This is a genomic window from Rhizobium sp. RHZ01, from assembly GCF_014851595.1.
In the GTDB taxonomy this organism is placed as follows: domain Bacteria; phylum Pseudomonadota; class Alphaproteobacteria; order Rhizobiales; family Rhizobiaceae; genus Rhizobium; species Rhizobium altiplani.
The window spans coordinates 85,351-107,787 of sequence record NZ_JACUZZ010000022.1; the positions used below are offsets into that span (position 1 = coordinate 85,351).

General features: G+C 58.6%; 21 protein-coding genes and 4 pseudogenes. 8 read left to right on the top strand and 17 right to left on the bottom strand.

From position 1 onward, the window contains the following. The first annotated feature begins 166 nt into the window (after positions 1-166). The 4 genes and pseudogenes from IB248_RS21540 (at position 167) to IB248_RS21555 (ending at position 3,500) form a co-directional block, all read left to right on the top strand. A complete protein-coding gene (locus IB248_RS21540) occupies positions 167-1,018 on the top strand; it encodes an SDR family oxidoreductase (RefSeq protein ID WP_192241653.1) in 852 nt (283 codons plus the stop codon). A 37-nt stretch (positions 1,019-1,055) separates the two neighbouring features. After that, positions 1,056-2,193, top strand: a pseudogene (locus IB248_RS21545) (aldo/keto reductase). Positions 2,194-2,295: 102 nt separating this feature from the next. Continuing rightward, a complete protein-coding gene (locus IB248_RS21550) occupies positions 2,296-2,769 on the top strand; it encodes a cytochrome P460 family protein (protein WP_246779279.1) in 474 nt (157 codons plus the stop codon). Next, positions 2,766-3,500 (top strand): DUF4405 domain-containing protein, encoded by a 735-nt coding sequence (locus IB248_RS21555; RefSeq protein WP_348648612.1) that lies wholly within the window; start codon positions 2,766-2,768, stop codon positions 3,498-3,500. The genes IB248_RS21550 and IB248_RS21555 overlap by 4 nt, the downstream gene beginning before the upstream one ends. A 207-nt stretch (positions 3,501-3,707) precedes the next feature. Here IB248_RS21555 and IB248_RS32395 read toward each other — a convergent pair whose 3' ends face one another. The 5 genes from IB248_RS32395 to IB248_RS21575 all read right to left on the bottom strand — a co-directional run bounded on the left by IB248_RS32395 (position 3,708) and on the right by IB248_RS21575 (position 7,571). Further along, positions 3,708-4,331, bottom strand: a complete 624-nt coding sequence (locus tag IB248_RS32395) for a DUF1214 domain-containing protein (protein WP_348648613.1) — start codon at positions 4,329-4,331, stop codon at positions 3,708-3,710. Further along, positions 4,328-5,245: a DUF1254 domain-containing protein gene (locus IB248_RS31865; RefSeq protein WP_246779280.1), complete on the bottom strand. Its 918-nt coding sequence runs from the start codon at positions 5,243-5,245 to the stop codon at positions 4,328-4,330. The genes IB248_RS32395 and IB248_RS31865 overlap by 4 nt, the downstream gene beginning before the upstream one ends. A gap of 38 nt (positions 5,246-5,283) precedes the next feature. Continuing rightward, entirely contained in the window at positions 5,284-6,138 is an 855-nt protein-coding gene (locus IB248_RS21565) for a DUF1214 domain-containing protein (protein ID WP_192241656.1), read from the bottom strand. Between the two features lie 29 nt (positions 6,139-6,167). Beyond that, entirely contained in the window at positions 6,168-6,347 is a 180-nt protein-coding gene (locus IB248_RS21570; protein WP_192241657.1) for a hypothetical protein, read from the bottom strand. Positions 6,348-6,752: 405 nt separating this feature from the next. After that, positions 6,753-7,571 (bottom strand): alpha/beta hydrolase, encoded by an 819-nt coding sequence (locus IB248_RS21575; protein ID WP_192241658.1) that lies wholly within the window; start codon positions 7,569-7,571, stop codon positions 6,753-6,755. A gap of 178 nt (positions 7,572-7,749) precedes the next feature. Here IB248_RS21575 and IB248_RS21580 point away from each other — a divergent pair, with 178 nt between their 5' ends. Beyond that, the gene (locus IB248_RS21580; RefSeq protein ID WP_018860356.1) at positions 7,750-8,673 is read left to right on the top strand and encodes a LysR family transcriptional regulator; all 924 of its coding nucleotides are present in this window, start codon (positions 7,750-7,752) and stop codon (positions 8,671-8,673) included. Between the two features lie 121 nt (positions 8,674-8,794). On the opposite strand, the gene IB248_RS21585 is transcribed toward IB248_RS21580, so the two are convergent. Then, the gene (locus IB248_RS21585) at positions 8,795-9,799 is read right to left on the bottom strand and encodes a DUF2332 domain-containing protein (RefSeq protein WP_246779281.1); all 1,005 of its coding nucleotides are present in this window, start codon (positions 9,797-9,799) and stop codon (positions 8,795-8,797) included. A 321-nt stretch (positions 9,800-10,120) separates the two neighbouring features. Between IB248_RS21585 and IB248_RS31870 the strand changes: the two are divergent. Then, positions 10,121-10,414: pseudogene (locus IB248_RS31870) on the top strand (transposase); the annotation flags it as partial. Between the two features lie 13 nt (positions 10,415-10,427). Here the strand turns inward: IB248_RS31870 and IB248_RS31875 are convergent. From IB248_RS31875 to IB248_RS21640, 11 genes and pseudogenes are all read right to left on the bottom strand, one after another. After that, a pseudogene (locus IB248_RS31875) lies at positions 10,428-10,538 on the bottom strand (hypothetical protein); the annotation flags it as partial. 63 nt (positions 10,539-10,601) lie between these two features. Then, positions 10,602-11,528: a nucleotidyl transferase AbiEii/AbiGii toxin family protein gene (locus tag IB248_RS21595; RefSeq protein ID WP_192241661.1), complete on the bottom strand. Its 927-nt coding sequence runs from the start codon at positions 11,526-11,528 to the stop codon at positions 10,602-10,604. Then, positions 11,515-12,366, bottom strand: a complete 852-nt coding sequence (locus IB248_RS21600) for a type IV toxin-antitoxin system AbiEi family antitoxin (protein ID WP_192241662.1) — start codon at positions 12,364-12,366, stop codon at positions 11,515-11,517. Before IB248_RS21600 ends, IB248_RS21595 begins: the two co-directional genes overlap by 14 nt. Positions 12,367-12,629: 263 nt before the next feature. After that, entirely contained in the window at positions 12,630-12,881 is a 252-nt protein-coding gene (locus tag IB248_RS21605) for a hypothetical protein (RefSeq protein WP_192241663.1), read from the bottom strand. A gap of 185 nt (positions 12,882-13,066) precedes the next feature. Continuing rightward, positions 13,067-13,696 carry a hypothetical protein gene (locus IB248_RS21610; protein ID WP_192241664.1) on the bottom strand — a complete coding sequence of 210 codons (630 nt, stop codon included), beginning with the start codon at positions 13,694-13,696 and terminating at the stop codon, positions 13,067-13,069. 94 nt (positions 13,697-13,790) lie between these two features. Next, the gene (locus IB248_RS21615; protein ID WP_192241665.1) at positions 13,791-15,491 is read right to left on the bottom strand and encodes an adenylate/guanylate cyclase domain-containing protein; all 1,701 of its coding nucleotides are present in this window, start codon (positions 15,489-15,491) and stop codon (positions 13,791-13,793) included. A 321-nt stretch (positions 15,492-15,812) separates the two neighbouring features. After that, entirely contained in the window at positions 15,813-16,436 is a 624-nt protein-coding gene (locus IB248_RS21620) for an ATP-dependent Clp protease proteolytic subunit (RefSeq protein ID WP_018859112.1), read from the bottom strand. 43 nt (positions 16,437-16,479) lie between these two features. After that, positions 16,480-16,851 (bottom strand): SRPBCC domain-containing protein, encoded by a 372-nt coding sequence (locus IB248_RS21625; protein ID WP_029792732.1) that lies wholly within the window; start codon positions 16,849-16,851, stop codon positions 16,480-16,482. Continuing rightward, entirely contained in the window at positions 16,848-17,180 is a 333-nt protein-coding gene (locus IB248_RS21630; RefSeq protein WP_192241666.1) for a metalloregulator ArsR/SmtB family transcription factor, read from the bottom strand. The genes IB248_RS21625 and IB248_RS21630 overlap by 4 nt, the downstream gene beginning before the upstream one ends. A 174-nt stretch (positions 17,181-17,354) precedes the next feature. Beyond that, positions 17,355-17,825, bottom strand: coding sequence for an HD domain-containing protein (locus IB248_RS21635; protein WP_049809265.1), 471 nt, complete (start codon positions 17,823-17,825; stop codon positions 17,355-17,357). A gap of 84 nt (positions 17,826-17,909) precedes the next feature. After that, positions 17,910-19,811, bottom strand: coding sequence for a potassium transporter Kup (locus IB248_RS21640; protein WP_029792735.1), 1,902 nt, complete (start codon positions 19,809-19,811; stop codon positions 17,910-17,912). 84 nt (positions 19,812-19,895) lie between these two features. On the opposite strand from IB248_RS21640, the pseudogene IB248_RS21645 reads away from it, so the two are divergent. Continuing rightward, positions 19,896-20,493, top strand: a pseudogene (locus IB248_RS21645) (thiamine pyrophosphate-dependent enzyme); the annotation flags it as partial. A gap of 222 nt (positions 20,494-20,715) precedes the next feature. Then, positions 20,716-22,155, top strand: a complete 1,440-nt coding sequence (locus tag IB248_RS21650) for an EAL domain-containing protein (protein ID WP_192241667.1) — start codon at positions 20,716-20,718, stop codon at positions 22,153-22,155. Positions 22,156-22,437: the final 282 nt, after the last annotated feature.

The window sequence follows — 22,437 nt, forward strand, 5'->3', positions numbered from 1 at the left end:
AAAAAGACCTATCAGAACAACGCCCGGCAGCCGAGAAATCGCCGCCGAGCGTTCACGTAAACCCGCCTATTTAGAAACCCGCTTTCTAAGTACATGCAGATAATACCGCCTAATCAGCACTCTCCGCGTGACCTATCTTGCCTTCAGACAACGAAGGACTGTGGCTATGAGCAAGGTATGGATGATTACGGGTGCCGGGCGCGGCATGGGGTTGGATTTCGCAAAGGCCGCGCTAGCGGCGGGTCACAAGGTGGTTGCGACTGGTCGTGATCCCGAGAAGGTGGCCAAGGCCATCGGGCAGTCAGCAGACTTGCTTGTCGTCAAACTCGACGTGAACAAGTCCGAGGATGCCGAGCAGGCGGTGAAGTCGGCGGTCGAACGCTTTGGCCACATCGATGTGCTTGTGAATAACGCCGCGAGCTTCTTCGCCGGATATTTCGAGGAACTGACATCCACCCAGATGGACGTGCAACTGATGACGAGCCTCATCGGTCCGATGAACGTCACACGCGCCGCCCTTCCCGTCATGCGCAAACAGCGTTCTGGTAAAATCATCTCGATATCGTCGAGCGCTGGTTTCGGCGGCTTCGAATTCGGAAGCGCCTATGCGGCTTCCAAGTTCGCGCTTGAAGGATGGATGGAGTCGGTACAGGCCGAGGTCGCACCATTCGGCATTCAGACCATGATCGTCAATCCGGGCTTCTTTCGCACCGAGCTTTTGACAAAGGAGTCGACCAATTACGCGGTCCCCTCGATCGACGACTACGCCGAGCGGCGGGCACAACAGTTGGAATTCTGGAAGTCCTACAATGGCAAGCAATCCGGCGACCCCGCCAAGCTTGCCCAGGCTTTGCTGACGCTCACCAATTTGAACGAACTGCCAGCCCGCTTCATCGCAGGCGCGGATGCCATCGGCATCGCAGAACAGAAGATCGCGACCCTCCAGAAACAGATCGACGCCCATCGGCAACTCTCGACCTCTCTGGATTTCGACGAAGTTGCGGCCGCAGCCAACTGATCGTCCTCACGCCCGACCGTTTGAACAGGAAAAGATCATGTCCGCGACAGATGAACCAACCCGATTGAACGCAGAAAGCCGTTCGACACTCAACCGCCGAGACTTCCTGACAACTGCCGCGCTCGTCGGCGCAGCATTGCCCCTTGGGTCAATGGGCTGGGCTGCAACATCGGAGCAGGCCAAGGAAACCAATATGAAGACTCGCAAACTCGGAACGCTAGAAGTCTCGGAAATCGGCGCGGGAGCCATGAGCATCAGCGCCAATTATGGCCCGCCCGCAGACGTTGCCCAAGGCATCAAGACACTGCGCACGGCGCATGACAACGGCGTGACTTTCTTTGACACTGCCGAAGTCTACGGCCCATACACCAAGAACTTGTCGGCGAAGCTCTAGCGCCTATCCGCGACCAGGTGAGGATCGCGACGAAATTCGGTTTTGCCATCGACGGCACAATCGGACTGAACAGCAGGCCGGAACGCATCAAGCGGGTCGCCGAGGCCTCGTTGCAGCGCCTCAAGACCGATCGTATCGATCTATTCTACCAGCATCGCGTCGATCCGAACGTGCCGATCGAAGACGTCGTGGGTGCGGTCAAGAACCTGATCCAGGAAGGCAAGGTCCTGCATTTCGGTCTCTCCGAACCGAGCGCGAAGACGATCCGGCTGGCGCACGCCGTCCAGGCGGTCGCCGCCGTGCAGACTGAATATTCCATGATGGAAAGAAGCCCGGAAACCAATGGTGTGCTCGCTGCCTGCGAGGAACTCGGCATCGGCTTCGTTCCGTGGGGTCCCGTGGGGATGGGCTACCTCACCGGGAAGATGGATGGCAGCACGAAACTGGACCCGAAGACCGACCTCCGCACGACGTTCGAACGGTTCACCCCGAAAACCTTGCAGCGAACATGCCGATCATCGATTTCCTGAAGGAGTACGCCGGGACAAAGGGCGCAACGCCTTCGCAGATCGCACTTGCATGGCTGCTTGCCCGGAAGCCGTTCATCGTTCCGATCCCCGGCACGCGAAACGTCGATCACCTCAACGAGAATCTCGGGGGGCTCCGCGTGGAACTAGCGCCTGCAGACCTCAGCGAGATCGACGCGGCCCTTTCCAGGATCACGGTACATGGCGGCCGCATGAACGAGATACAGATGGAACTGGTCGACGTCTCTGCCTAGCCGCAGGACGTTTGTCATGCCGGGCACCCAGGAGGTGCTCGGCCAAGCCTTGCCGGCCTTTACCCGGGACTTGACCGATAACCAATGCACCGCGAAAGGCTCATGATGCTCTCGACGCGCATAATTTCCCTCATCGCCGTCACATTCGCGATCCTTCTTCCGCTTGGGCTGGGAGCGAGGGCGGACACCAATCGCGCCACCTTTCCCGCGGACTTCGACAAGTACGTCCTCTATGCGACTTACGACCGAGGTTCCTCGAAGGAAGAAGCCTTTGCTCTTCCCGAAACGATCGAGTTCTCGAAATCCGGACAGCCATTGCCAGCCAGCACCCGCTTGGTACTCGGCATCTGGACGGACTACAAACTCACGGGCTATTTCGTGATGCACAAGGGCGTGGACTGGGGCCTTGACGTCGAAGAAGACCATCGTACAGGCGACTGGCACTTCCAGCAGTTCGGCCCCGACAAGCAGGTGAACCGGACTGCGATCGCTGACCGATGCGAGTCGTGCCATCAGTCGCAGGCCAGCAACGACTTCATGTTCACGATCGATCGGATGCGGGACTATCTTCCGTGACATTCTCTCTTCCCGTCCGATTGGGAATGAATTTCCTCGCGGGCGGCTTGCTGATGGTCGCCCTGGCCTATGATTGGCTCGGCAACGTGGCGCATGAGATCATCGGAACGGTCATGTTGGTGCTGCTGATCGCCCACAACACTTTCAACCGGCGTTGGTATGCAAGGGCTGCGAAAGGCGGCCGTAACCTGCGTGGATGGGTCAACATCGTTGTCATCGTCTCGCTGCTCTCGACTATGCTGGTGCTCCTGGTGACGAGCCTGATGATATCGCGCAGCATGTTCAGCGTCCTGCCGTTGAGCGGAAACTATATCGCTCGTCAAGTCCATGGGCTCACCGCGTATTGGGCGCTCATCATCGCTTCCGTCCACGTTGGCATGCGATGGTCAATGATCATGGGCGTGACGAGCGGATGGCTCCGGATCAGTGACCGAAGCAATGTCAGGACCGCTGTCCTTCGCACATTGGCCGTCGCCATTGCCGCCTATGGTATCCATAGTTCATTCGTGATCGGCGTCAGATCGAGGCTCATGGCCGAGATAACAATGAACTTCTGGGATTTCAGCCAACCCTCCCTTGGGTTCTTTCTCCACATTGCTTCGATCATGGTGCTTTACGCATGCTCTGGGCACTACGCGATGAAATTGGCAAGTGTGCTGAACTTGGCCCGGAATGGGCGGCAGGATCGACTTCCAGATGCGCGCAAAGGTCGGCCTTGGGCCATAAAATGACCTCGACGATGGCCGGATCGGGCCCCGCATGTCAGTCGTTAAGGTGAGCTTTGCCGCCGCCTGAAAGCAGACATTCCCGGCGACTACGCTGGAGGTCGCAGTCGCGCCAGATCGAGACCTTCGCATGGTCTGAATCCAGTTGCCGGGCTTGACCACCTCGGGCTGCTTGGGACGGAAATAACCGTCGCGCAGCCGTCGGCATTCGAATCACTTCACGCGTTCGAAGTCGCTTGGCTTCCAGCTCCTGTCCAGGGCTGCTTCTGTTGGGCCATAGAGGCGTAAGAAAGCGATGTAGTTTCTACCGGGCTTGGTGGGCAGCCAATTACCGGCCTTGCCGCTTGGTGCGCTTGGGCCGAAATAGAGGTCGGTGCTGCCGTCGCGGTTCTTCACCGGCTTGTCGTTGGAGCCGAGGGACGGGAACGGCCTTTCGCCGACAAGTAACGATGCGGTGTAGGCATCGTAAAGCGTGATCGACCAGAACAATTTCGCGGGGACATTGGCCGGAAAGTGCAAACGATAGTTATTATCGCCCGACAAAGCCTCACCCTGGTTGTCCACGTCGGCGATGCCGTAAAACGCCCCCTTGCCGGGAGACGGCGTGACCATGCCGGGGCTGATCCCCCAACCCGTGCTGTAGTAGCCGGCGCGAGCGTCAACATCCAGAAAATGTCCAGAAGCATTCAGGAAGGCGGTATTAATCGCATGTTGCTTCGTGCCTGACCCTGATAAAAAGGGATTTGTCCATCTTCGGTCGGGATACACCAGCGTCGAAACGCCGCCATTAAGAACAGCCTCGTTGGCGAGTACGCGGGCCGTTTTAAAGCCGGTCACCGCAGCGGATTCGAAAATCTTCCGGGTGCGGGCACCGGGTTGAACGGTTGCCCCTTGACGATGCCGATGGATGCCAGCACGCCTCGCCAATCAGGGCTGGCGAAGTCATCGCGTTCCCTGTCGATCAACCGCTGAAGATGATCGAACGCGCTGCCGTCTTCGATCGGCAACATGTTGAGCCCGGGCTTGGAAGCGTCAGGAAAGATCATTGGTTTGGCCTTGATAGTGCTGTCCAACGGGTAAATCCTGATCTTTTCGAGATGCGCAACCGCTTCCTCCATTTTTGATGGGTCGTCATCAAAGCCGCGCAGGGTGACCATGACGCTGTTCATGCCTGAACGGTAAACGTAATAACCCTTCGGCACCGCATCTTTGTATTCCGGTGGTAGCAGGAGGAACTTCCCGCCCTTGCCACCGTCAGGCCCGTCCAAGCCGACATCCCCGGCGAACACCCCGCCATCCGCCGGAATGGGCACGGCCATGAAGTCGGACATAAAGCCCATCAGTTTGGGCGGCAACTCCACCACAAGTGGACCCTCCTTGCCCAGGTCGAGGTAGCCGACGGCATACATGGTCACGGTGTTGGGGGTAATGATCAGTGTACTTGAATCGAAGAGGCTCTTCGAAATCGGCAAGACGTTGTAGCCTCCGCCGAAAGCCTTTACCGATCCGACCTCCATACCGAGTGACATGATCGCCGGCATTGCCCAAAGATAGGCTTGGGTGGCCCGTTGGAATAGCAACTCGTCTTTGAGCGCTTGCGCGGTTTCTTTGCTGGGAGAGCCTTGCGGAAATTCAAGGTTGGCCACATCGCTGAAGCGGGCTGATTGCGCAGCGGCGGAGCCAGTGGCAGCGATGGCCAGAGCGCCAAGGAGCCCGGCGGCTATGAAATCTCGTGTGCGGGGGGAGGTCATCGGTGCTCTCCATTCGTTCGCGCAGCCGGTATTCGGCTTCATCGTTTGACTCTCTCAAAGTCCGATAGCTGCCAGCTCTGGTCGAAGAAGGGTTCCGTCGGGGCATAGAAGCGGAACCAGACGAACCATCCCTTCGACGCACTGGTGTCTACCCAGTTGGCCTCCAGGCCCGCCGGTGCTTTCGGGCCGAAGTAGAGGTCCGCTGAGCCATCGGCGTTCTTGGTGATCTTGTCGTAGGAACTGATCGCGGCCCGGTTCTCTTTGTTCATGGTCATGGAACGCGTGAGGTTGTCATACACCGTAATCGACCAGAATTCCTCGACGGGCACGTTGGCCGGGACGTGGAGCTTGTAGTGCTTCGCGCCGTCCAGCCAATTTCCGTCCTTGTCCTTGAACGCTTCCAGATACCGCTGGCCCTTGGAGGGGAATGGCAGGGTCATGGCGTAGGCGGGCCAGGTGCCGAGATAGAGATAGTTCACGCGCTCGTCGAGTTCTGAGTAATACTCGGATTCCTGTTGGCTTCCCTCTTTCGTGGTGACGATGATCACGTTCACCCAGTGCTTGTAGGCCGGGGACGCCGAGAGCCTTGATTCGAAGCTGAGGTTTTGCGACATGGCATGGCCGAGGCGGGCGCCCTCTTCGAGGATGCGCTTCTGACGCTCATCGGGCGCGAACGGTTTGCCTTTCTCGATCCCCAGCGGCTTGAGCATCGCCATGAAGAAGCGATCGCGCTCTTCCACCGGATTATGGTTGATCACTTCGGACAGCATTTTCCAGTACTCGATCCCTTTGGGGAAGTCGGTGCTGACGTGTTTGCCAGAGACGCGAAGAACCCGGTTGGGCTTGGGATTGGCGCGCTCGCTGTAGGGATAGACCTTCGACTTCGCGATCATGTCAGCGGCACCTGCCACATCCCCTTTGATCACGACGCCACGGATGAAGTAGTTGGCATCTCCTTTGTGGGGTAGCCATTCTCGTAGTTGAGAGCTCCGATGGCCGTGTTGAGGTTCGTCTGTGCGTGGGCGGCGCTGACAGCAGCGACGGCCATAGCGCCAAAGAGCGTGGCAGCTACTAGGCGGCGTGTGCGGGTGGTCGATTTCATAACGTCTCCCTTCGGTTCTGTGCCTGAATGCCGTTTCATGGCCCGCTCACTCGGCAGCGAAGACCTTGACGTGTGATCAACAGCAAAAGAACAGATTTCCGACGGGCCGCGGCTCATCTACAGCGCGTTCCTACGGTTCAATGAGCTTACTCTTTACGCCGGAGGAGCGCTATTGCCCTTACGGGCACTACTCGTCGGCGGCGGCAAGTTTCGCCCGCATTTCAGCCGTTCAGACACTATGGTCAGTGTCCCAAAAGCTGCCATCGAGCCGAGCGCCATAAAACTCAAAGACGGCAGGAAAGCCAGCCATGCTGGCATGTCGATGGCGACAGGTGTCACCCGGCACTGCCGGGTGACAGATCGCGCGGCCGACGTGGGGTGAAGGCCGCGGTCCGGTCGATGTGGTCAAGACCTGATGAACGAGAGCAGGTCGGGGTTGAGGACATCTGCGTGTGTGGTCAGCATGCCATGGGGGTAGCCCGGATAGGTCTTCAGCGACCCGTTCTTGAGCAGGTCGACTGCACGCGGCACGGAACTTGCGAAGGGCACGACTTGATCGGCCTCGCCATGCATCACCAGCACCGGCACGGTGATCTTCTTGAGGTCTTCAGTATAATCTTCCAGCCAAGAGTCGACAGTCGCGTAGTGAGCCAGGGCACCACCGGCCATGCCCTGGCGCCACCAGTTCGCAATGATCGCCTCCGACGGCACGGCCCCGTCGAGGTTGTAGCCGTAGAACGGGTTCTCAGGGACGAACCGGAAGAACTGCGACCGGTTGCCCAGCACGCCCGCGCGGATCGCTTCGAACCACTCCGGCGGCTGACCGGACGGGTTTTCCTCGCTCCGGTACATGTTCGGCGTCAGAGAAGCGACCAGTACCGCCTTCGCGACGCGTTCCGGGTGGCGGGCGACATAGCGAGCAACCTCACCGCCACCTGTGGAATGGCCGATGTGGATCGCGTCGCGCAGGTTGAGGTGCTCGGTGAGGGCCGCGAGGTCGGCAACCCAGTGGTCCATGTCGTTGCCGGTGCCGGGCTGGTCGGACCGGCCGTGGCCGCGCCGGTCGTGGGCGATCACCCGGTAGCCCTGGCGAAGAAAGAAGGTCATCTGGGCGTCCCAGTCGTCCGCCGACAGCGGCCAGCCGTGGCTGAAAACGATCGGCTGGCCTGAGCCCCAGTCCTTGTAGAAGATGTTTACGCCGTCCGTGGTGGTGATTGAAGGCATCGAGTCGCTCCATCTGCCCTGTTAAACATTCCCTTTTGGACACAGTTGATTGCGAAATACCTCCGGTGAGGCGCATTCGATTATATCCCAAAATTGCGACGTTGATTAAATTCCCTTTTTATCAAAGACAAATACCTTGTACGTTCGAGCTATGCCTTCAAGGTATAGCGAGGACCCGATGGAACTGAGGCATTTGCGCTACTTTGTTGCTGTTGCGGAGGAGGGAAGCTTACTGACCGCAGCCGAGCGGCGGCTACACACTTCTCAGCCCTCACTCAGCAGGCAAATTCGCGATCTGGAAACCGAAATCGGCGTAAAACTGCTGGAACGGCAGCCGCGCGGCGTGACGCTCACCGCCGCCGGTAAAGTGTTTCTTGATCACGCGCGGCTGGCGTTATTGCAAGTCGAGGCGGCGGCGGAAGGGGCTCGGCGGGCAGAACGGCCGGAAAAGCAGTCGTTCGTTATCGGTTTTCTCGCAGGGCAAGAGGTCGTGTGGCTACCCCATGCATTGCGCATTATTCGTGAGGAAGCACCGGAGGTTGAAATCATACTGTCCAGTCAATCTTCCCCGGACCTTGCTCTGGCACTGATGCGAGGCAAGCTGGACGTCGCTTTCCTTCGCCCCGAGACGCAGAGTGTTGGTGTGTCCTTCAAGTTTTTAGCCAAGGAGCCACTGATCGCCGTACTGCCGGCGGACCATCGCTTGACGTCGCGCAAAAAGATCCGGCCGCAGGACCTTGCCCGTGAAACTTACGTCAGTTCGGCCAGAATTTCTCCCGTATTGCAGTCCGTGATCCAAGATTACGCGTCGAACGTTGGGATCACCCTCAAGGCGGAGTACGAGGGTGACGGCCTACCATCAGCAATGTCGCTCGTCGTGTCTACAGGTGGAATAACGCTTATTCCGCTTTATGCGCAAAATATGCTGACGCCAAATGTCGTTGCTAGAGCACTTGAGGGTGTGCCTCCGACAATTGATCTCACCTTAGGATACAACGATTCAAATTCCTCACCTTTGCTCCGCCGATTTTTGTCTCGTTCTGATGAACTAGTCGCCAACGTACAAAATCAGAGCATCATCCGCTATGCTGAAGTTCCATAGTAGAGATCAAGCTCATGCGATTTCTGCTTCTTGGCGTGCTCCCGAATTTTCGGCTAATGTCTGCAATCAAAGGCGAGGCCGAACGTTCCGGTCATTCGGGAGGGCCTGCCCTGAGCAAGCTTTAGCGCAAATGCTCTGCATCGGCCGGCCCCTTGAGCTCGTCTGCGATCCATGTGAGCGAAGCTCCATGCGGGTCGGTCCAGGCGACAGGAGTGCGGTTCACAGACAGGAGGAAGCGCCCGGGTGGCCAGCTTGTTCCTGCTCGCGTGGCGATGGACGGGAATGCGCGGGGGAACTCGTTCGATACCCAATACGGAGCGAGACGCATCGCCTGTTCGGCGAAAGCCTCTCTGTCTGCGAGGTCGGAGATGTAGTCGAGAACGGCCGTGTGAAAGACGACAAGGGTGGCGTCCTTTGGAGCTTCGCTGCAGAGCCGAACGAACTCGCTCCCGCGCAGGTCACCCTTCACGATCCGTGGCTTGACCGTGGCGGCGATTTTCACGGCGGCCTGCAGATTGGCAAGCCGTTCCGTCTGCTCTGGCCAGACCAGTGTCTTAAGCCATGCGACTTGCGCAGGATCTGAAGCATCAATTGGACTCAGGTCCAACCCCGCTCGCCAGACGACGTGTGGCGCGGCCGCCGGCAATGGGGTCATCTCGCTGGCGGAGCAACGGAAGACAGGCGGCCTCAAGGCCATCACGGGTGCGCGGATCGCCTTGTGGCCGTAGTCGTAGCCATAGAGGTCGGGCATGAGGCAGAGCCCTGCGGAGGTCCCGACTTCGAGGAGCGCGAGCGGCTGCGGCAATCGCGCCAGGACGGGGAGCAGCGAAGCGCACCTTCCTGGTTCGTTGGTTTGTGTCGAACGCTCGAGCATCAGCGAACGGACAGCGTCGGGATGGGCCAGGAGCGTCTGGCGGAACTCGGTCCACCCCGTCGGCGTGCCGAACAGGTGACGCACCGCCGCAAGCAGAAGGTTCGGTTGCCTTTTCATGTCTGGGAGAGTCGATAGGAAGCCGAGGGTCTCCCGGTCTGCAGCAACCGCACGAGCTAACGCCTCGTAGAGCGGCGAACGGCCGAGGGCTTCTGCATCGGCGAAGCGAACATACCGAGCTGAGATCTCAGCCAAGCCCTCCTCGTCCATATCAGCTGATCCTCGATTTCGACGTCGGGCACAGTACACGACCTTCGGATCTAATGGCAGTCAAACATGGACTACCGATACGCGGCGGTCGAATGACCAAGGCTCTTCTCGTGTGCCTAAAGCCGCAAGGAAGTGTTCGCGCTAAAAGGTGGAACCGCTATAAAGCCGTTCCACTGGGACAGGCCGCGCTGTCGGCTGACTCACCCACACCCCGACACGCGGCGGCATTGCGGCGGCGGCAGTGGGGAATTTTACTTTGGCACTTAGGAGGTGCGGACGAATTCTTGGACCAACAGGAGATAGTTCATGTATTCGTACGAAGACCGCATGAGGGCCGTGCAGCTCTACATCAATCTTGGTAAACACGTGAAGGCCACGATCCGTCAGTTTGGCTACCCGGCGAAGAATGCACTCAAGCATTGGTGTCGCGAGTACGAACGTGGTCACGACTTGCCGGCGGGCTATGTACGCACCAAACAACGGTATCCGGATGAGCAGAAGCGGATTGCCGTCGAGCACTATCTGAGCCATGGCCGTTGCCTGGCATGGACGATGAAGGCACTTGGCTACCCTTGCAGTCGTCGAACAATCTTGAAAGCGTAGTCTTGCCTGAGCCATTTTCGCCGAACACGACATGGAAGCGCTCGAACGCGGGTAGCCCGGCGTCCCAGGCGTAGTCCGAGAAGACACCCAGGTTTTTGACGCGGTTGATTTTTAAAAACACTTCGCCCCTCAGCTTATTCTTTTCGTATTGCGGCTTCTCGGCATCTTCTTCATCACGCGTGGCTTAGTACTCGCCGATTCCCAATACTGTTGCCAGTCGTTCGGTCAGGCTCGCTCTTGTCCTACCATTGAGCTTATCAAGATTCTGTTGCTTAAATCTCACCGCCGGCAAGTCTGCCGCCCCGGCCAGTCCGAGTTTGTCCCAGTCTGGCGCGCCCTTTTTGAATCCGACCAAAAACTCGCGGTGCGGCATCGGCATTGCGCCGATTAGGGTTTCAACGAGTTGCGCGCGCGCATCGAGAAGGTCGGCGAGCGGAACATCATTCACGGCCATGCCTTCAAAATTCTTCTCGTATTCAGCCGTGATGTCCTTCTGGCCAGACGTGATCACTTCGGCGATGGGTCTCCCATGGCTGATGAGATAGACAATAAAGCCTTGGCGCAGTTCGTCGCTGATCCCTTCATTGACCAGCAAATCCCTGATATCGAAAAGATCGCGCGGATGCTGCCGGTCGAGAGCCGCCATTATCTTGCCGGCGTATAAGTCAGCGAACGAAACGACCTGGATTTCCGCAAAACCGAACTCCTCTTCGACTGCCGCTGACACAGTCCTCATCCCGGGCGCAAAGACGCAGCCGCGCAGAACGGGCGTGACTTCGATCTTGATCTGCGTACGGTTCCTGTCCTGAACGACAAGGCGCGTCAGGCTGCCGTCGTTCTGGCGGCTTTCAAAGACGCGCACGCTTGCAACCGAATCTTCGACCCGTTTCTTGATCCGCAGGAGCGCGGATTCGATGGCGGCCAGCGATTCATCGCGCGGCATGACCGGCAGGAATGTAAGGTCGATATCGACCGAGAGGCGCGGCATATCGCGGACAAACAGATTGATGGCGGTGCCGCCCTTGAGGGCAAAGTCCTTTTCCTCGGCGACAGCAGGGATCGTCTGTACCAGCAGAGCGACCTGCTGGCGGTACCGTTCATTGACCGGCATACAATTCCTCCGGAACGGTGATTAGATAGGTCGGATCCAGGCGTCCGCCCGGCACGAGCATCCGCTTGCCGGTTCCCAGATTGACGGCCTCCTTATTGAGGTGCTTTCGCCACGGATGGTTATGGCGGTCCGCGAAGAAGAAGAACAGGCGCTTCACCTTGATGCTCTTGCAGTCAAGCAGCAGCTTTTGCAGTCTCCGGGGGCTGAGGGTTGTGAGCCCTTCCATGATTTTGTCGGCCTGATCAAAACTCTCGTGGCTTGGCAGTCCGTCCAGCATTTCAAGGACGGCCCGCTCGGGGGTTGATAGCGTCAGTGGCCAGTCCCACTGCCCCCACGGCATGACGCGGAATGACCCGCCCTGCGGGCTTTCGTCGCCGGTTTGGCTGCTGTCTTTCAGATTCCAGCCAAGACTTGTCAGTCCAAAATGGATCGGTTCATTGCGAAACAGCGCGCCACTATTGTGAGAGACGAATGCGATCTGCAGCGGCAGCTTGTTGAGCCAGGTGGGCGCGTCTTCCGGGCCGTATAGATGGACCGCTTTCTCGTCCCGTCTGAGATAATGGGAGAAGCCGTGAAGCGTGAGTGCCGTCCCACCGCCGACCAGGAGAGGCTTCATGAGCAGGGTTTGCAGCGATATGACGACGTGCTCCCACAGGAGTTTGCCGCCGGGCTTGCGATAGACGCCGTGCGTCAATCGCTCCAGCCAGCCATTCGTGACGTACTTGCGGCACAGCTGTGCGGAGTAGCCCCGTGCCTTCAGCCACGCCGAGTCCACGACAAGCCCCTCGGGTAACTCGCGCTGCAGATGGTTTAGCTTTCCTGGAAAATCTTCACTCATGGTTTATATTATAGGCAACGTCCAAACCATCAGTCAAGTTTAGATTTTCCATGATTTATAAACCAAAAGGCGACATCTATAGCCTTCTCCAAACCTCCCAACTTTATGGGAATTTGAGCCTGCTTCGTCTGGAGCCGTCCGTCACCCTCAGGCCGGGGAGGGGTGACGGCGGAAACAGCGAAGCGAAGGTCTGCGATGGCTTCAGGTCAGTACCTGACAGGAACTTCCTATCTACCAAGTAGCGGGATAACGCCTCCAGGCGTTCAGGAGTCGGCGTCTGCGTCCCCTGCCGCAAAGCGCCTGAGCGCTTTGGCGAGCGCCTTGCGGGGATCCGCGTCGTCTTCATCCCCGTCGGGCAGCTCAAGGAATTCGTCGTACAGCGCGTCGGCAAGGGCGTACCAGGAGCGCTTGCCGTTCACGCGCGTGGCCGAGCGGTACTCCCGCAGCGCCGCCCTGACTGTCCTCAATATCGGGGCCTTCACCTTGACGTCGATCTCCTCGCACAGCCGCGACACCTAGTCGGACCGGTATCGCTATTACACCTGCGCGACTTGCGCGCAGTTCCGGTCAGGCGCATCGCGACATGGAGTTCAAGCTGCCGACGGGCAGGGTGACGAGTTCGCCCATGGTGGCGGGCCGGATCCACGCGACAACCCGATGGGCCTGCGGTTCAGCTTCGCGACATCTTCATGCAATGGCACTACCGAAGGAGGCCGTCGATCCCGAACTCGTCCCATCCGCTTAACCCGGTTGCGGCTTCATCGGGTCGTTCGGTTTTTTCTTTTTTCTTCAGCGAGCGCGTCAGCTTCGCCTGATACGCGGCCCGTCTGCGATTTTCCGCTTTAGCCGCGGCGTCGTCCTCGCGCCATTCGTCCACAGCGCCACGGTCGAGAAGATCTTCGACAACATGGGGGTCGAATACGTGAAAGGTGATCTTCCTTGCCCGCCCTTGCAGCCTGACCGTTCGCGTTCCAGCGCTGGGCAGGCGGCCGTCTTCGAGCCAACGCTTCCGCTCTGATGCCGTGATCATCAGGATATCCTCGATCTCCCTGGGAATGACCAGAAGGTCTGCGATGTCGTCGAGCGCCTTGGAGACGGCCGATGCCGTCGCTCTGAATGCAGTCTTCGAAGTCTCTGGCATGACAAGGATGAGCCCGCTTGCCTGCATATCCAGCGATTTCCGGACTGGGGATGGTAGCCGGGAGCGGATTTCCTGTAGGATCCCCTTCACCCTGACACCAGATCCGAGGGTCGCCTCCACGGGAAGCGGCCACTCCCTGATCAGCTCGGGATCGTCGCTTTCCTTGCTTTTCGTCTTCGTTTTGGGCATCTCGCAGCAGATGGTGTCGAAAGGGGCGCGCGTCAACGGAACTTGGGATGATTTCCCACGTTCTCGAACGCGTCGCGATTGTCCCCACCTGCTGTCAAATCTCCGGCAGGCCGGCCTTACGGAAGCCGTCGACAAAGTGGTCTCGTACCGATGCATCGCGCAGCGGCTGGGAGCTGAGCCAATGGCTGATGGTGAAATGAGGGTGGGCGATCAGGAACAATTCTGCTTCTCGCCGTGCCTCCTCACTGTGGCCCAACTGCGCAAGCGCAGCAGCCAGGAATTTGCGTGAGTTGGTACGATACGTGTCTTCCCTGCGGAGTGTAGCGGCTGCCGCCTCATAGTCACGCGCGGCGTATTGCGCCTGCCCAAGATGACAAAGATACCAGCAGGTTGGGTAGGGATTGAGCCGCAGAGCTTTTTCGATCTGCGCTAGTCCGTCGGCAATCCTGCCGTCCAGCACGGACATGTCCGACATGGCGGCCCAGGTGTCGGCGTGGTTGGGGTCCAGCTCCAGGGCCTTGGCGAAGGCGGCCTCCGTTTCCTCCCATCGCCGCTCATAAGCCAAAATGGTCCCCAGAACGTAACGGCCGCCGGCATCGTCGGGATCTAGGTCGACCGCCTTCTGCGCGAACGCCACCGCCATCCGACGGTTGGGATCTTCGGGCTCGCCGAAATGAGTCCAGGCAAGCCAGCGGTTATAGGCGAGCAGACCGAGCGCCTCGGCATATGATGGCTCGAGCTGAACCGCGCGTTGGAGCAGCATATGGGCCTCACGCTCAGTTTGCGGCGACTCTTCCGTCAGACGGCGGGCGCGCACACACAGATCGTACGCCTCGATGTTCTTCGGCCGATTGCGCTGCTTCGGGGTGGTCAGCCGGCCGACGAGGGCTTCAACAATCTTGGCGTTAACTTCATCTTGCAACTCGAAAACATCTTCCACCGTCCTGTCAAACCGGTCGGCCCACAAGTGCTGGCCGCCAAGCGCATCGATCAATTGGGCCTTGATGCGGACACGGCCCCTCGCGCGTCTGGCGCTCCCCTCGAGGATGTAGCGGACGCCGAGTTCCTGGGCGACCAGCCGTACGTCAACCGGCCTGCCCTTGTAGCCGTTCACAGAATTGCGCGCGATGACGAACAGGCCAGCCGTACGGGAAAGGTCGATGATCAGATCTTCGGTCAAGCCGTCGACGAAAGGCGCGTCAGCTTCATCCCCACTCACATTCGTGAACGGCAATACAGCGATCGAGGGACATTCGGGCAGCGGCAATATGCTCTGCAGCGCATCCGGCCAATGCCACACGTGGACAGGGCGAGCCAGGTTCTCCAGGTAGCGTTCGCCTGCATCAATGAACCGGTCGCCGATCTTGCCAACGATCTCGTCGTGAACTTTGGCTGAAATGCAGATACCTCCCGGTGCGGCCAGCGTCTCGAGGCGCGCCGCGACATTGACGCCGTCGCCGAGAACGTCTGAACCGTCGTCAACGACATCTCCCAAATTGACGCCCACACGCAAAAGTAGACGCCGGTCTCCGGAAACAGCAGAGGCGGCCCGTTGCATTTCCAATGCTGCTGAGACCGCGTGCACCGCGCTACGGAATTCGATTAAGAATCCGTCACCCATGACCTTGAAGACGCGACCATTGTTGCGCATCACTGCCGGCTCGATAACGCCAGAACGGAGTTCTTTGAGGTTCGCCAGCGTTGCGATTTCATCAGCCTCCATCAGGCGTGAATATCCCACCACGTCGGCAACGACGATGGCAGCAAGGCGACGCTGAAGAGATTGATCCGTCATAAGAGGACAAGCCTAACGACTGAGTTAGCAAGTTATTGTTCAACCGCGGGTGAGTCAACAAGTGCTAAGAGGTAACGCCCTGGCGATCTCCATCTCCATCGAGCCGGAGGATGCATCTCATCGTGTCATCACCCTTGATGAGCGCAATGCGTGGATCACCAGGTTGCGCAGAGCCCGGAGGGATAGCAGGCTCTCACTGAGCCAGGCTGAAGCCATGTCACGTGGAATCTCATGACCAGTGAATGCAAGAGGCTCGATCGAAACCTGCGCATGAGGTGCGTTCGCGAAGTAGCGGTGCTGCCGGATTGCGCCGGGCTCGTTTCACGTCGCGCCGACGTGGTCGGTGGAAACTGCCCGAACCTGCAGGATGCGGTCGATAAGGCCCCATTCCAATGCCTCTTCCGCCGTCATGAAGCGGTCGCGATCCATCGCTTGCTCGAATTCTTCGTAGGTGCGGCCGCAATGCTCGGCGTAGAGCCTTGTCATGCGATGCTTGGTCTTCTGCATTTCCTCGGCATGGATCAGCATGTCCGATGCCTGTCCTTGGAATCCGCCCAGCGGCTGATGAATATGGATGCTGGCATTGGGAAGCGCAGTGCGCTCGCCCGGCTGCCCGGACATCAAAAGGAACGAGCCCATCGAGCGGGCGGTTCCCATGCACAGCGTATGCACCGGGGCGTGAATGTAACGCATCGTATCGTACATCGCGAGACCGCTGGTTACGACGCCACCTGGCGAATTGATGTAGAGATGGATTGGCCTTTTGGGGCTTTCGGCTTCTAGAAACAGCAGTTGTGCGCAGACAAGCGCCGAGACCGTGTCGTTTACCTCCCCGTTGAGGAAGATGATCCGCTCACGAAGCAGACGGGAATAGATGTCGAAAGACCGCTCTCCTCTGCTGGATTGTTCGACGACCATAGGGACGAGTTGCATTGCTTCGCGCATCGGCGAACTCCAATCATTCGAGATTTTTCGGGGGCTTGCCGCGTCAGGCGGCGAGCATGAGGGGCGGGCTGTTGCCGTTGGCTACCGTTTTCGCCAGCCGCTCCAAGGTCGCGCCGGTCAGCTCGTGGACGATCCGCAGGCTGGTTCCGCCCGATCCATTCGGGGCGATCGTGAAGGTGACGGTGCTTTCGAGATGGGGCGGGGTATCGTCGCGCAATTTGTAGCGGATTTCCTTGCCCGGCGTTTCAGAGAGCGACTGTGGCTCGGCAAGCGCCTCCCTCGGCAGCCACTTCTCCCGGAATTCCGCGATGCTGATCGCCCGCCAGACTTTCTCCGGCGACGCGTCCAGTTCGTATCTCTGCTCGAAACCGCTTTCCGGCACCTTCGCCTGCATCTTGGCCTTCACGTCGTTCATTGATCCATATCCTTCAGCAAGAGCTTCAGAGCGTCGATGCGAGCCGGCCAGTAGGCGCGGTATTTCGCCAGCCATTGCGCGATGAGGGCCAGCCCGTCCGGATCGACTTCATAGTTCACGAAGCGGCCCTCCTTTTGTTCGCGCACCAGCCTTGCCGCTCGCAAGACCGCGAGATGCTGGGACATCGCCGGCTGGCTAATATCCATGCCCTGGCGCAGCGTGCTGGCATTCATGCTGCCGTTCGCGAGTTTTTCAAAAATCGTGCGGCGGGTCGGATCCGCCAGAGCGCGGAAAATATCATGTTCGATCATGACAACACATAAGCACATACTTATTCGATTCGCAAGCCTGCCTGCAGCCGGTTTGCGGATTTATGGCAGGCATGTCCGTCTGGCCCATGCCGAGTGATGATACTCAAACGCTTGGGATTCCTGAGCGGCGGGCCAGTGAACAACTGTGTTGCTGGGGTTTCGTTATGATGGACAGGAGGAAGGGACACTCCTTCACGTCAAACCTGTCAAACTTGGATCCGCCTGTACCATTGCGACAAGCTCTAGGCCTCGTTTGTATTTCACGGGATCTGATCCGACCGCGTTGGCCTGCTGCAAATTGTCTTGGAGATCGGCGACCTTTACAGGGCAGGCGATCTTGTTTTCGACTGCTCGAATAACAAACTGATCGTCGGTTTCGTCCTTGCGGCGGGTTAGAGCGTTCACCGCATCGACGACGCCGTCGCTGAAGCCCAATTGTTGAAGACGTTCGAGGTTCCACCCGTCGCACTTCTCCACGATATCGTGAAGGAAAGCGACTGTCTTTTCTTTTGCACCTTCGACGCGATCGGCCACTCGCTCGCAGTGGCTGACGTACGGATTGCCTGTCTTGTCCGTCTGCCCCTCATGAGCTTCGGACGAAACCCGTTGCGCCAACTCGAGTTCAGATACCTCGTCTTTTGAAATCTCGCCACGTTTGGACATCGAGCAGTTCCTCCGCAGCGAAAACGTAACGGGTGCCTTCGCGGTTCCACCAGCAGCCCCGACATCGTCGCAGTCCACAAACAGTCAGATGACAGTTTGAAGCCCGAGTTCCACTACTCTGCCACTGGGAAGGCCGAAGTAATCGGTGGCGTTGCCTGCGTTCTGGGAGAGAACGATGAACAGCCGATCCTGCCAGAAGGGCATTCCGCCTTTCTTCGAAGGAAGGATGGTCCGGCGTGACAGGAAGAACGACGTCGACATGATATCGAACTTCAGTCCGAGCTTGCGCCCAAGCACCAAGGCGCGCGGAATGTTCGGCGTCTCCATGTATCCGAAGGTAATCACCAGTCGGCTGAACAGAGGACTGAAACTCTCGAGAAAGATCTTCTCCTCGTCCGGTACGAACGGTTCCGTTGCTGTGACGACGCTGAGGATGACATTGTGCTCATGGAGGACCTTGTAGTGCTTCAGGCTGTGCAGCAACGCCGTCGGCGCGCCTTCGACGTCACTCGTCAGAAAGACGGCCGTTCCGTGCACAGTCGGAGGCGGCTTCTTGGCGAGCCTGTGGATGACACCCGCGAGCGGAACTTCGTCAGCACGCGTGCGGGCGGCCAACAGTCGGCGTCCCGCCATCCACGTCTGCATGATAAGGCCCATGCTGCATGCCACGGTGACCGGAACCCATCCTCCCTCAGGAAACTTGGCGATATTCGCGACGAAGAACCCGGCGTCTATAAGAAACAGCGGGACGATGACGGCTGCAGTAGTCGCGGTCGTCCATTTCCAGATGTGCTTCATCACGACGAAGAGCAGGACGCTGGTGATGAGCATCTCCCCCGTAACCGCGATACCGTATGCGGCGGAAAGTCCGCTCGAACTCCTGAAATACAGAACGAGTGCTACGACGAATACGAAAAGGAACGCGTTCACTTGCGGCATGAAGATCTGACCGGAGTGTGTTTCCGAGGTGTGCAGGATCTGGAGACGCGGTAGCACATTGAGGTGCATGGCCTGGCGAACAAGGGAATATGCTCCCGAGATAACAGCTTGGCTCGCAATTACCGTGGCCGCGGTTGCCATACACACGATCGGCACCCGCGCCCATTCCGGATGCATGTCAAAAAAGGGATGTTGCGTCATATTCGGGTTCGCAAGCACGAACGCGCCCTGTCCGAAGTAGTTCAGAAGCAGGCAGGGGAAGACGAGAAAAAACCATGCCGTCACGATTGGCCGTCGGCCGAAATGGCCGAGGTCCACATAGAGCGCCTCCGCCCCTGTGACCGCAAGAAACACTGCTCCGAGGACAGCGATCGCGTGCCCGACATTGCTCGAGGCATATTGAATGCCATGAAGCGGGTTGAGGGCACTGAAGATTTCTAGGTCGTCGAGAATATGGATGCCGCCGCTTATTCCGAGAATCAGAAACCAGACCGCCATGATGGGGCCGAACACCGATGCAACCCCGCTCGTCCCGAAGCGCTGCACGAAGAACAGCGCGGCAATGATGGTGACGGTGATCGGCACGATCCATCCGGAGAGCCCAGGAGCGACGACCTGGATCCCTTCGACGGCCGACAATACGGAGATTGCAGGCGTTATGATCGCGTCGCCGAGAAACAGGGAAGCGCCAGCGACGCCCAGAACGAGGATCCATGCTGGCTTCCCAACGAAACTCTGGCGTGCAAGCGTCATTAAGGAGAGCGTCCCGCCTTCGCCTCGATTGTCGGCCCTCAGAACGAACGTTACGTACTTCACCGTGACGACGATCGTCAGTGCCCACACAATCAGCGAAAGAATGCCGAGCACGTTCTCCCGGTGCGATCCCGATCCTGCTGTCGCATGCAGAGCCTCGCGAAACGCATAGAGCGGGCTGGTCCCGATATCGCCGTAAACGACACCCAGTGCTGCCAAAACCAAAGCGGGTAACCCGCTTCGTGTTTCAGTCGCCAGTTCCGGGTCTTCGGATCGGAGTTGCGGATAGGTCACCGGGCAGTCCTGATGGGAGTGAGTATCTTTTCGAGGTTACAGCTAATGATCTCGTTGAACGTTCGACAGTTCGATTGGTTCGAGGGCGCGAACTCCTGGGAGCATCCCCTGAATTTCGGGTCCCCCGGTGTTACCGGATCCGCGTGAGCCAACGAACTCTGCGCTTCGGCCAACCTCATCATCGGGGTGGGGGCACGCTTCCAGGACTTCACAACTGGTAGTTGGGCGCTCTTCCGCAATCCGGCTCGAAAGCTCATTTCGATCAATGTGGCGGGATATGACGCCCTGAAGCACTCGGCGCTGCCATGTGAAGGCATTCCGGAGTGACCCTGGACTACCTGAGCGCCGCCCTCGGCAACGTCAAGGCCCCGGAAGTGAACGCGTCGAGCCGCAGGGAATGGCATGATGCGGTAGCTGCAGTCACGGCGGCTCCGGGCGCCGGATCGACGGCCCTCCCGACAGAGGTGCAGGTGATCGGGCCGTGCAGCGTGCCTCGACGGAAAAGTCGGTCGCCATGTGCGCCGCGGGCACGATGCCTGGTGCGCTCCAGGTGTTCTGCCAGGCTGCGCAAGGCGGCTACGACATGGAATAAGGTTTCTCATGGATGGGCTACGAGTTAGCGGGCGCCATGGGCATCAAGCTAGCCCGTCGCGACAAGGAAGTCATCTGCTTCGTGTGTGACGAGACCCAATTCAGTTGCGAGAGTAATTGTATAGTTCCGACAACTCGAAAGCGTGTAAACTTCGCCCAATTGCAGTGATCCGAAGTTTTCGAGGAAGCCAACTTGCGGCGAAAAGGAATTCTAGCGATTGCGTTCGGGCTGGCAATTTGCGCCGGAGCTTTACCGCTATTGGCGGCCTTCTATATTTCTCGGGAACGCGCATTCGCACTGGAGCGCCAACACTTGGCCGATTACGCCGACTGGACGCTTCAGCGCGGTGACCTGAATATTTCTCGGGCTCGTGCAGCCTTGGACCTCCTCGCCTCTGAGCAGCGACAGACCTGCTCGCCTGATGACATCGCCCGCCTGCAGCAGTTGACGACTGATGCCCTGTCGGTAGAGGAAATCGCCATAACAAGCGGCGGGCGCGTGATCTGCAACACCTGGGGACTTGTTCGCAACGAGATGCGGCTCAGTGAAAAGAGCATCCCACTGTCGGACGGATATTCCTTGCGTCTGAATGGAGGAGGCATTTCGACACCCTCGAATGGCATGGTTGTGGTCAGCCACGGTGACTATCACGCGCTGCTGAAGCGGGCACGGCTGGTCGATGTCCTCCACGACACTCCCATGCTGCTGGGTATCGCATCCCTGGACGGACAACCGATCGCTCTTTCCGGCGATGCAGACCCTGAACTTGTCTCGCGGCTGGTCGGAGAAGAAACCAGCGGCCTTAACGAAAGCGAAGTCTTCGCCTCCCGTCGAGGAAAGGATTTTGCCGCGTTCGCAATATCCAACCGGAGCGTCGCCGACTGGCGTACCGACAGCGAACTCTGGAAGATGATCCCGATCGGCGTCGGAATATCACTTGCCTTGATTGCTCTGATCGTTTGGGTATCGCGCCAGCGATTGTCACTTGCAGGCGAGCTTGCGACGGGTCTGCACAAGAAGGAGCTCCTCGCGCACTATCAGCCAATCATCGAACTATCAACGGGTCGATGCATCGGCGCTGAAGCCCTGATACGGTGGCAAAAACCCGATGGCACGTGGATCAGACCTGACCTCTTCATTCCTTTCGCAGAACAGAACGGCATGATCGGTCAAGTCACGGCGATCATGATCCAAAACGTCATATCGAACATGAAAAGTGCGCTCGCCGAGCATCGCGACATGCATGTTGCGATCAACATATCGCCGCAGGACCTTGAGAGCGGTCAGTTCCTGGCGCTGATCACCGACGCGATTGAGGCGGCCGACGTGCAAGCTTCGCAGGTCTGGCTGGAGGTGACGGAGCGCGGCTTCATCCACGCCGACATCGCCCGAACCACCCTCGCAAAAGCGCGCGACGCCGGCCATGTGATCGCGATCGATGATTTCGGGACGGGATACTCCAGTCTGTCATTGCTTGAGAGCTTGCCCATCACGGCCCTTAAGATTGACAAGTCGTTTGTCGATGCTATCGGCCGGAATGCCGCGACAAGCCTGGTGACACCTCACATCATCGAGATGGCCCATAGCCTGAAACTCAAGATGGTCGCGGAAGGGATCGAAACAGCCGAACAGGAAACGATCCTGCGTCAGTCCGGCGTTCAGTTCGGGCAAGGTTGGCTATACTCGAAAGCCCTCCCGTTCCAAGAATTCATTGCATTCTATGAAAAGCGCAATGCCGGGCAAAAACGCTGAGGAGATAAGTCACACGCGGCCGAGCGCGCTTCGGCAGTAGATGTTTCGCAGGCTGGAAAACCAAATCTGGGCATTTGAGTACCGCCGGCGGGTCAACTCCACCACATTTTTAGGATCGACTTAAAGTACGGCAAAGATTTGCGCTGTTCATCGCGAGGGCTCGCTCAATGCAGCTGCCGGCGAAGGTACCCAACAAGCTACCCATGCCCCAGCCCGATGAGCCCTTCGGCATGGCCGTATGTTGGTTAGTGATCTCAGCCTCGAGCCACCTCTATCCAAGCG

Coding starts and splice junctions, on each gene's coding strand:
- IB248_RS21540 (WP_192241653.1), top strand. CDS start 167: ATGAGCAAGGTATGGATGATTACGGGTGCCGGGCGCGGCATGGGGTTG.
- IB248_RS21550 (WP_246779279.1), top strand. CDS start 2,296: ATGATGCTCTCGACGCGCATAATTTCCCTCATCGCCGTCACATTCGCG.
- IB248_RS31865 (WP_246779280.1), bottom strand. CDS start 5,245: ATGACCTCCCCCCGCACACGAGATTTCATAGCCGCCGGGCTCCTTGGC.
- IB248_RS21565 (WP_192241656.1), bottom strand. CDS start 6,138: ATGATCGCGAAGTCGAAGGTCTATCCCTACAGCGAGCGCGCCAATCCC.
- IB248_RS21570 (WP_192241657.1), bottom strand. CDS start 6,347: ATGAAATCGACCACCCGCACACGCCGCCTAGTAGCTGCCACGCTCTTT.
- IB248_RS21575 (WP_192241658.1), bottom strand. CDS start 7,571: ATGCCTTCAATCACCACCACGGACGGCGTAAACATCTTCTACAAGGAC.
- IB248_RS21580 (WP_018860356.1), top strand. CDS start 7,750: ATGGAACTGAGGCATTTGCGCTACTTTGTTGCTGTTGCGGAGGAGGGA.
- IB248_RS21595 (WP_192241661.1), bottom strand. CDS start 11,528: ATGCCGGTCAATGAACGGTACCGCCAGCAGGTCGCTCTGCTGGTACAG.
- IB248_RS21600 (WP_192241662.1), bottom strand. CDS start 12,366: ATGAGTGAAGATTTTCCAGGAAAGCTAAACCATCTGCAGCGCGAGTTA.
- IB248_RS21610 (WP_192241664.1), bottom strand. CDS start 13,696: ATGCCCAAAACGAAGACGAAAAGCAAGGAAAGCGACGATCCCGAGCTG.
- IB248_RS21615 (WP_192241665.1), bottom strand. CDS start 15,491: ATGACGGATCAATCTCTTCAGCGTCGCCTTGCTGCCATCGTCGTTGCC.
- IB248_RS21620 (WP_018859112.1), bottom strand. CDS start 16,436: ATGCGCGAAGCAATGCAACTCGTCCCTATGGTCGTCGAACAATCCAGC.
- IB248_RS21625 (WP_029792732.1), bottom strand. CDS start 16,851: ATGAACGACGTGAAGGCCAAGATGCAGGCGAAGGTGCCGGAAAGCGGT.
- IB248_RS21630 (WP_192241666.1), bottom strand. CDS start 17,180: ATGTGCTTATGTGTTGTCATGATCGAACATGATATTTTCCGCGCTCTG.
- IB248_RS21635 (WP_049809265.1), bottom strand. CDS start 17,825: ATGTCCAAACGTGGCGAGATTTCAAAAGACGAGGTATCTGAACTCGAG.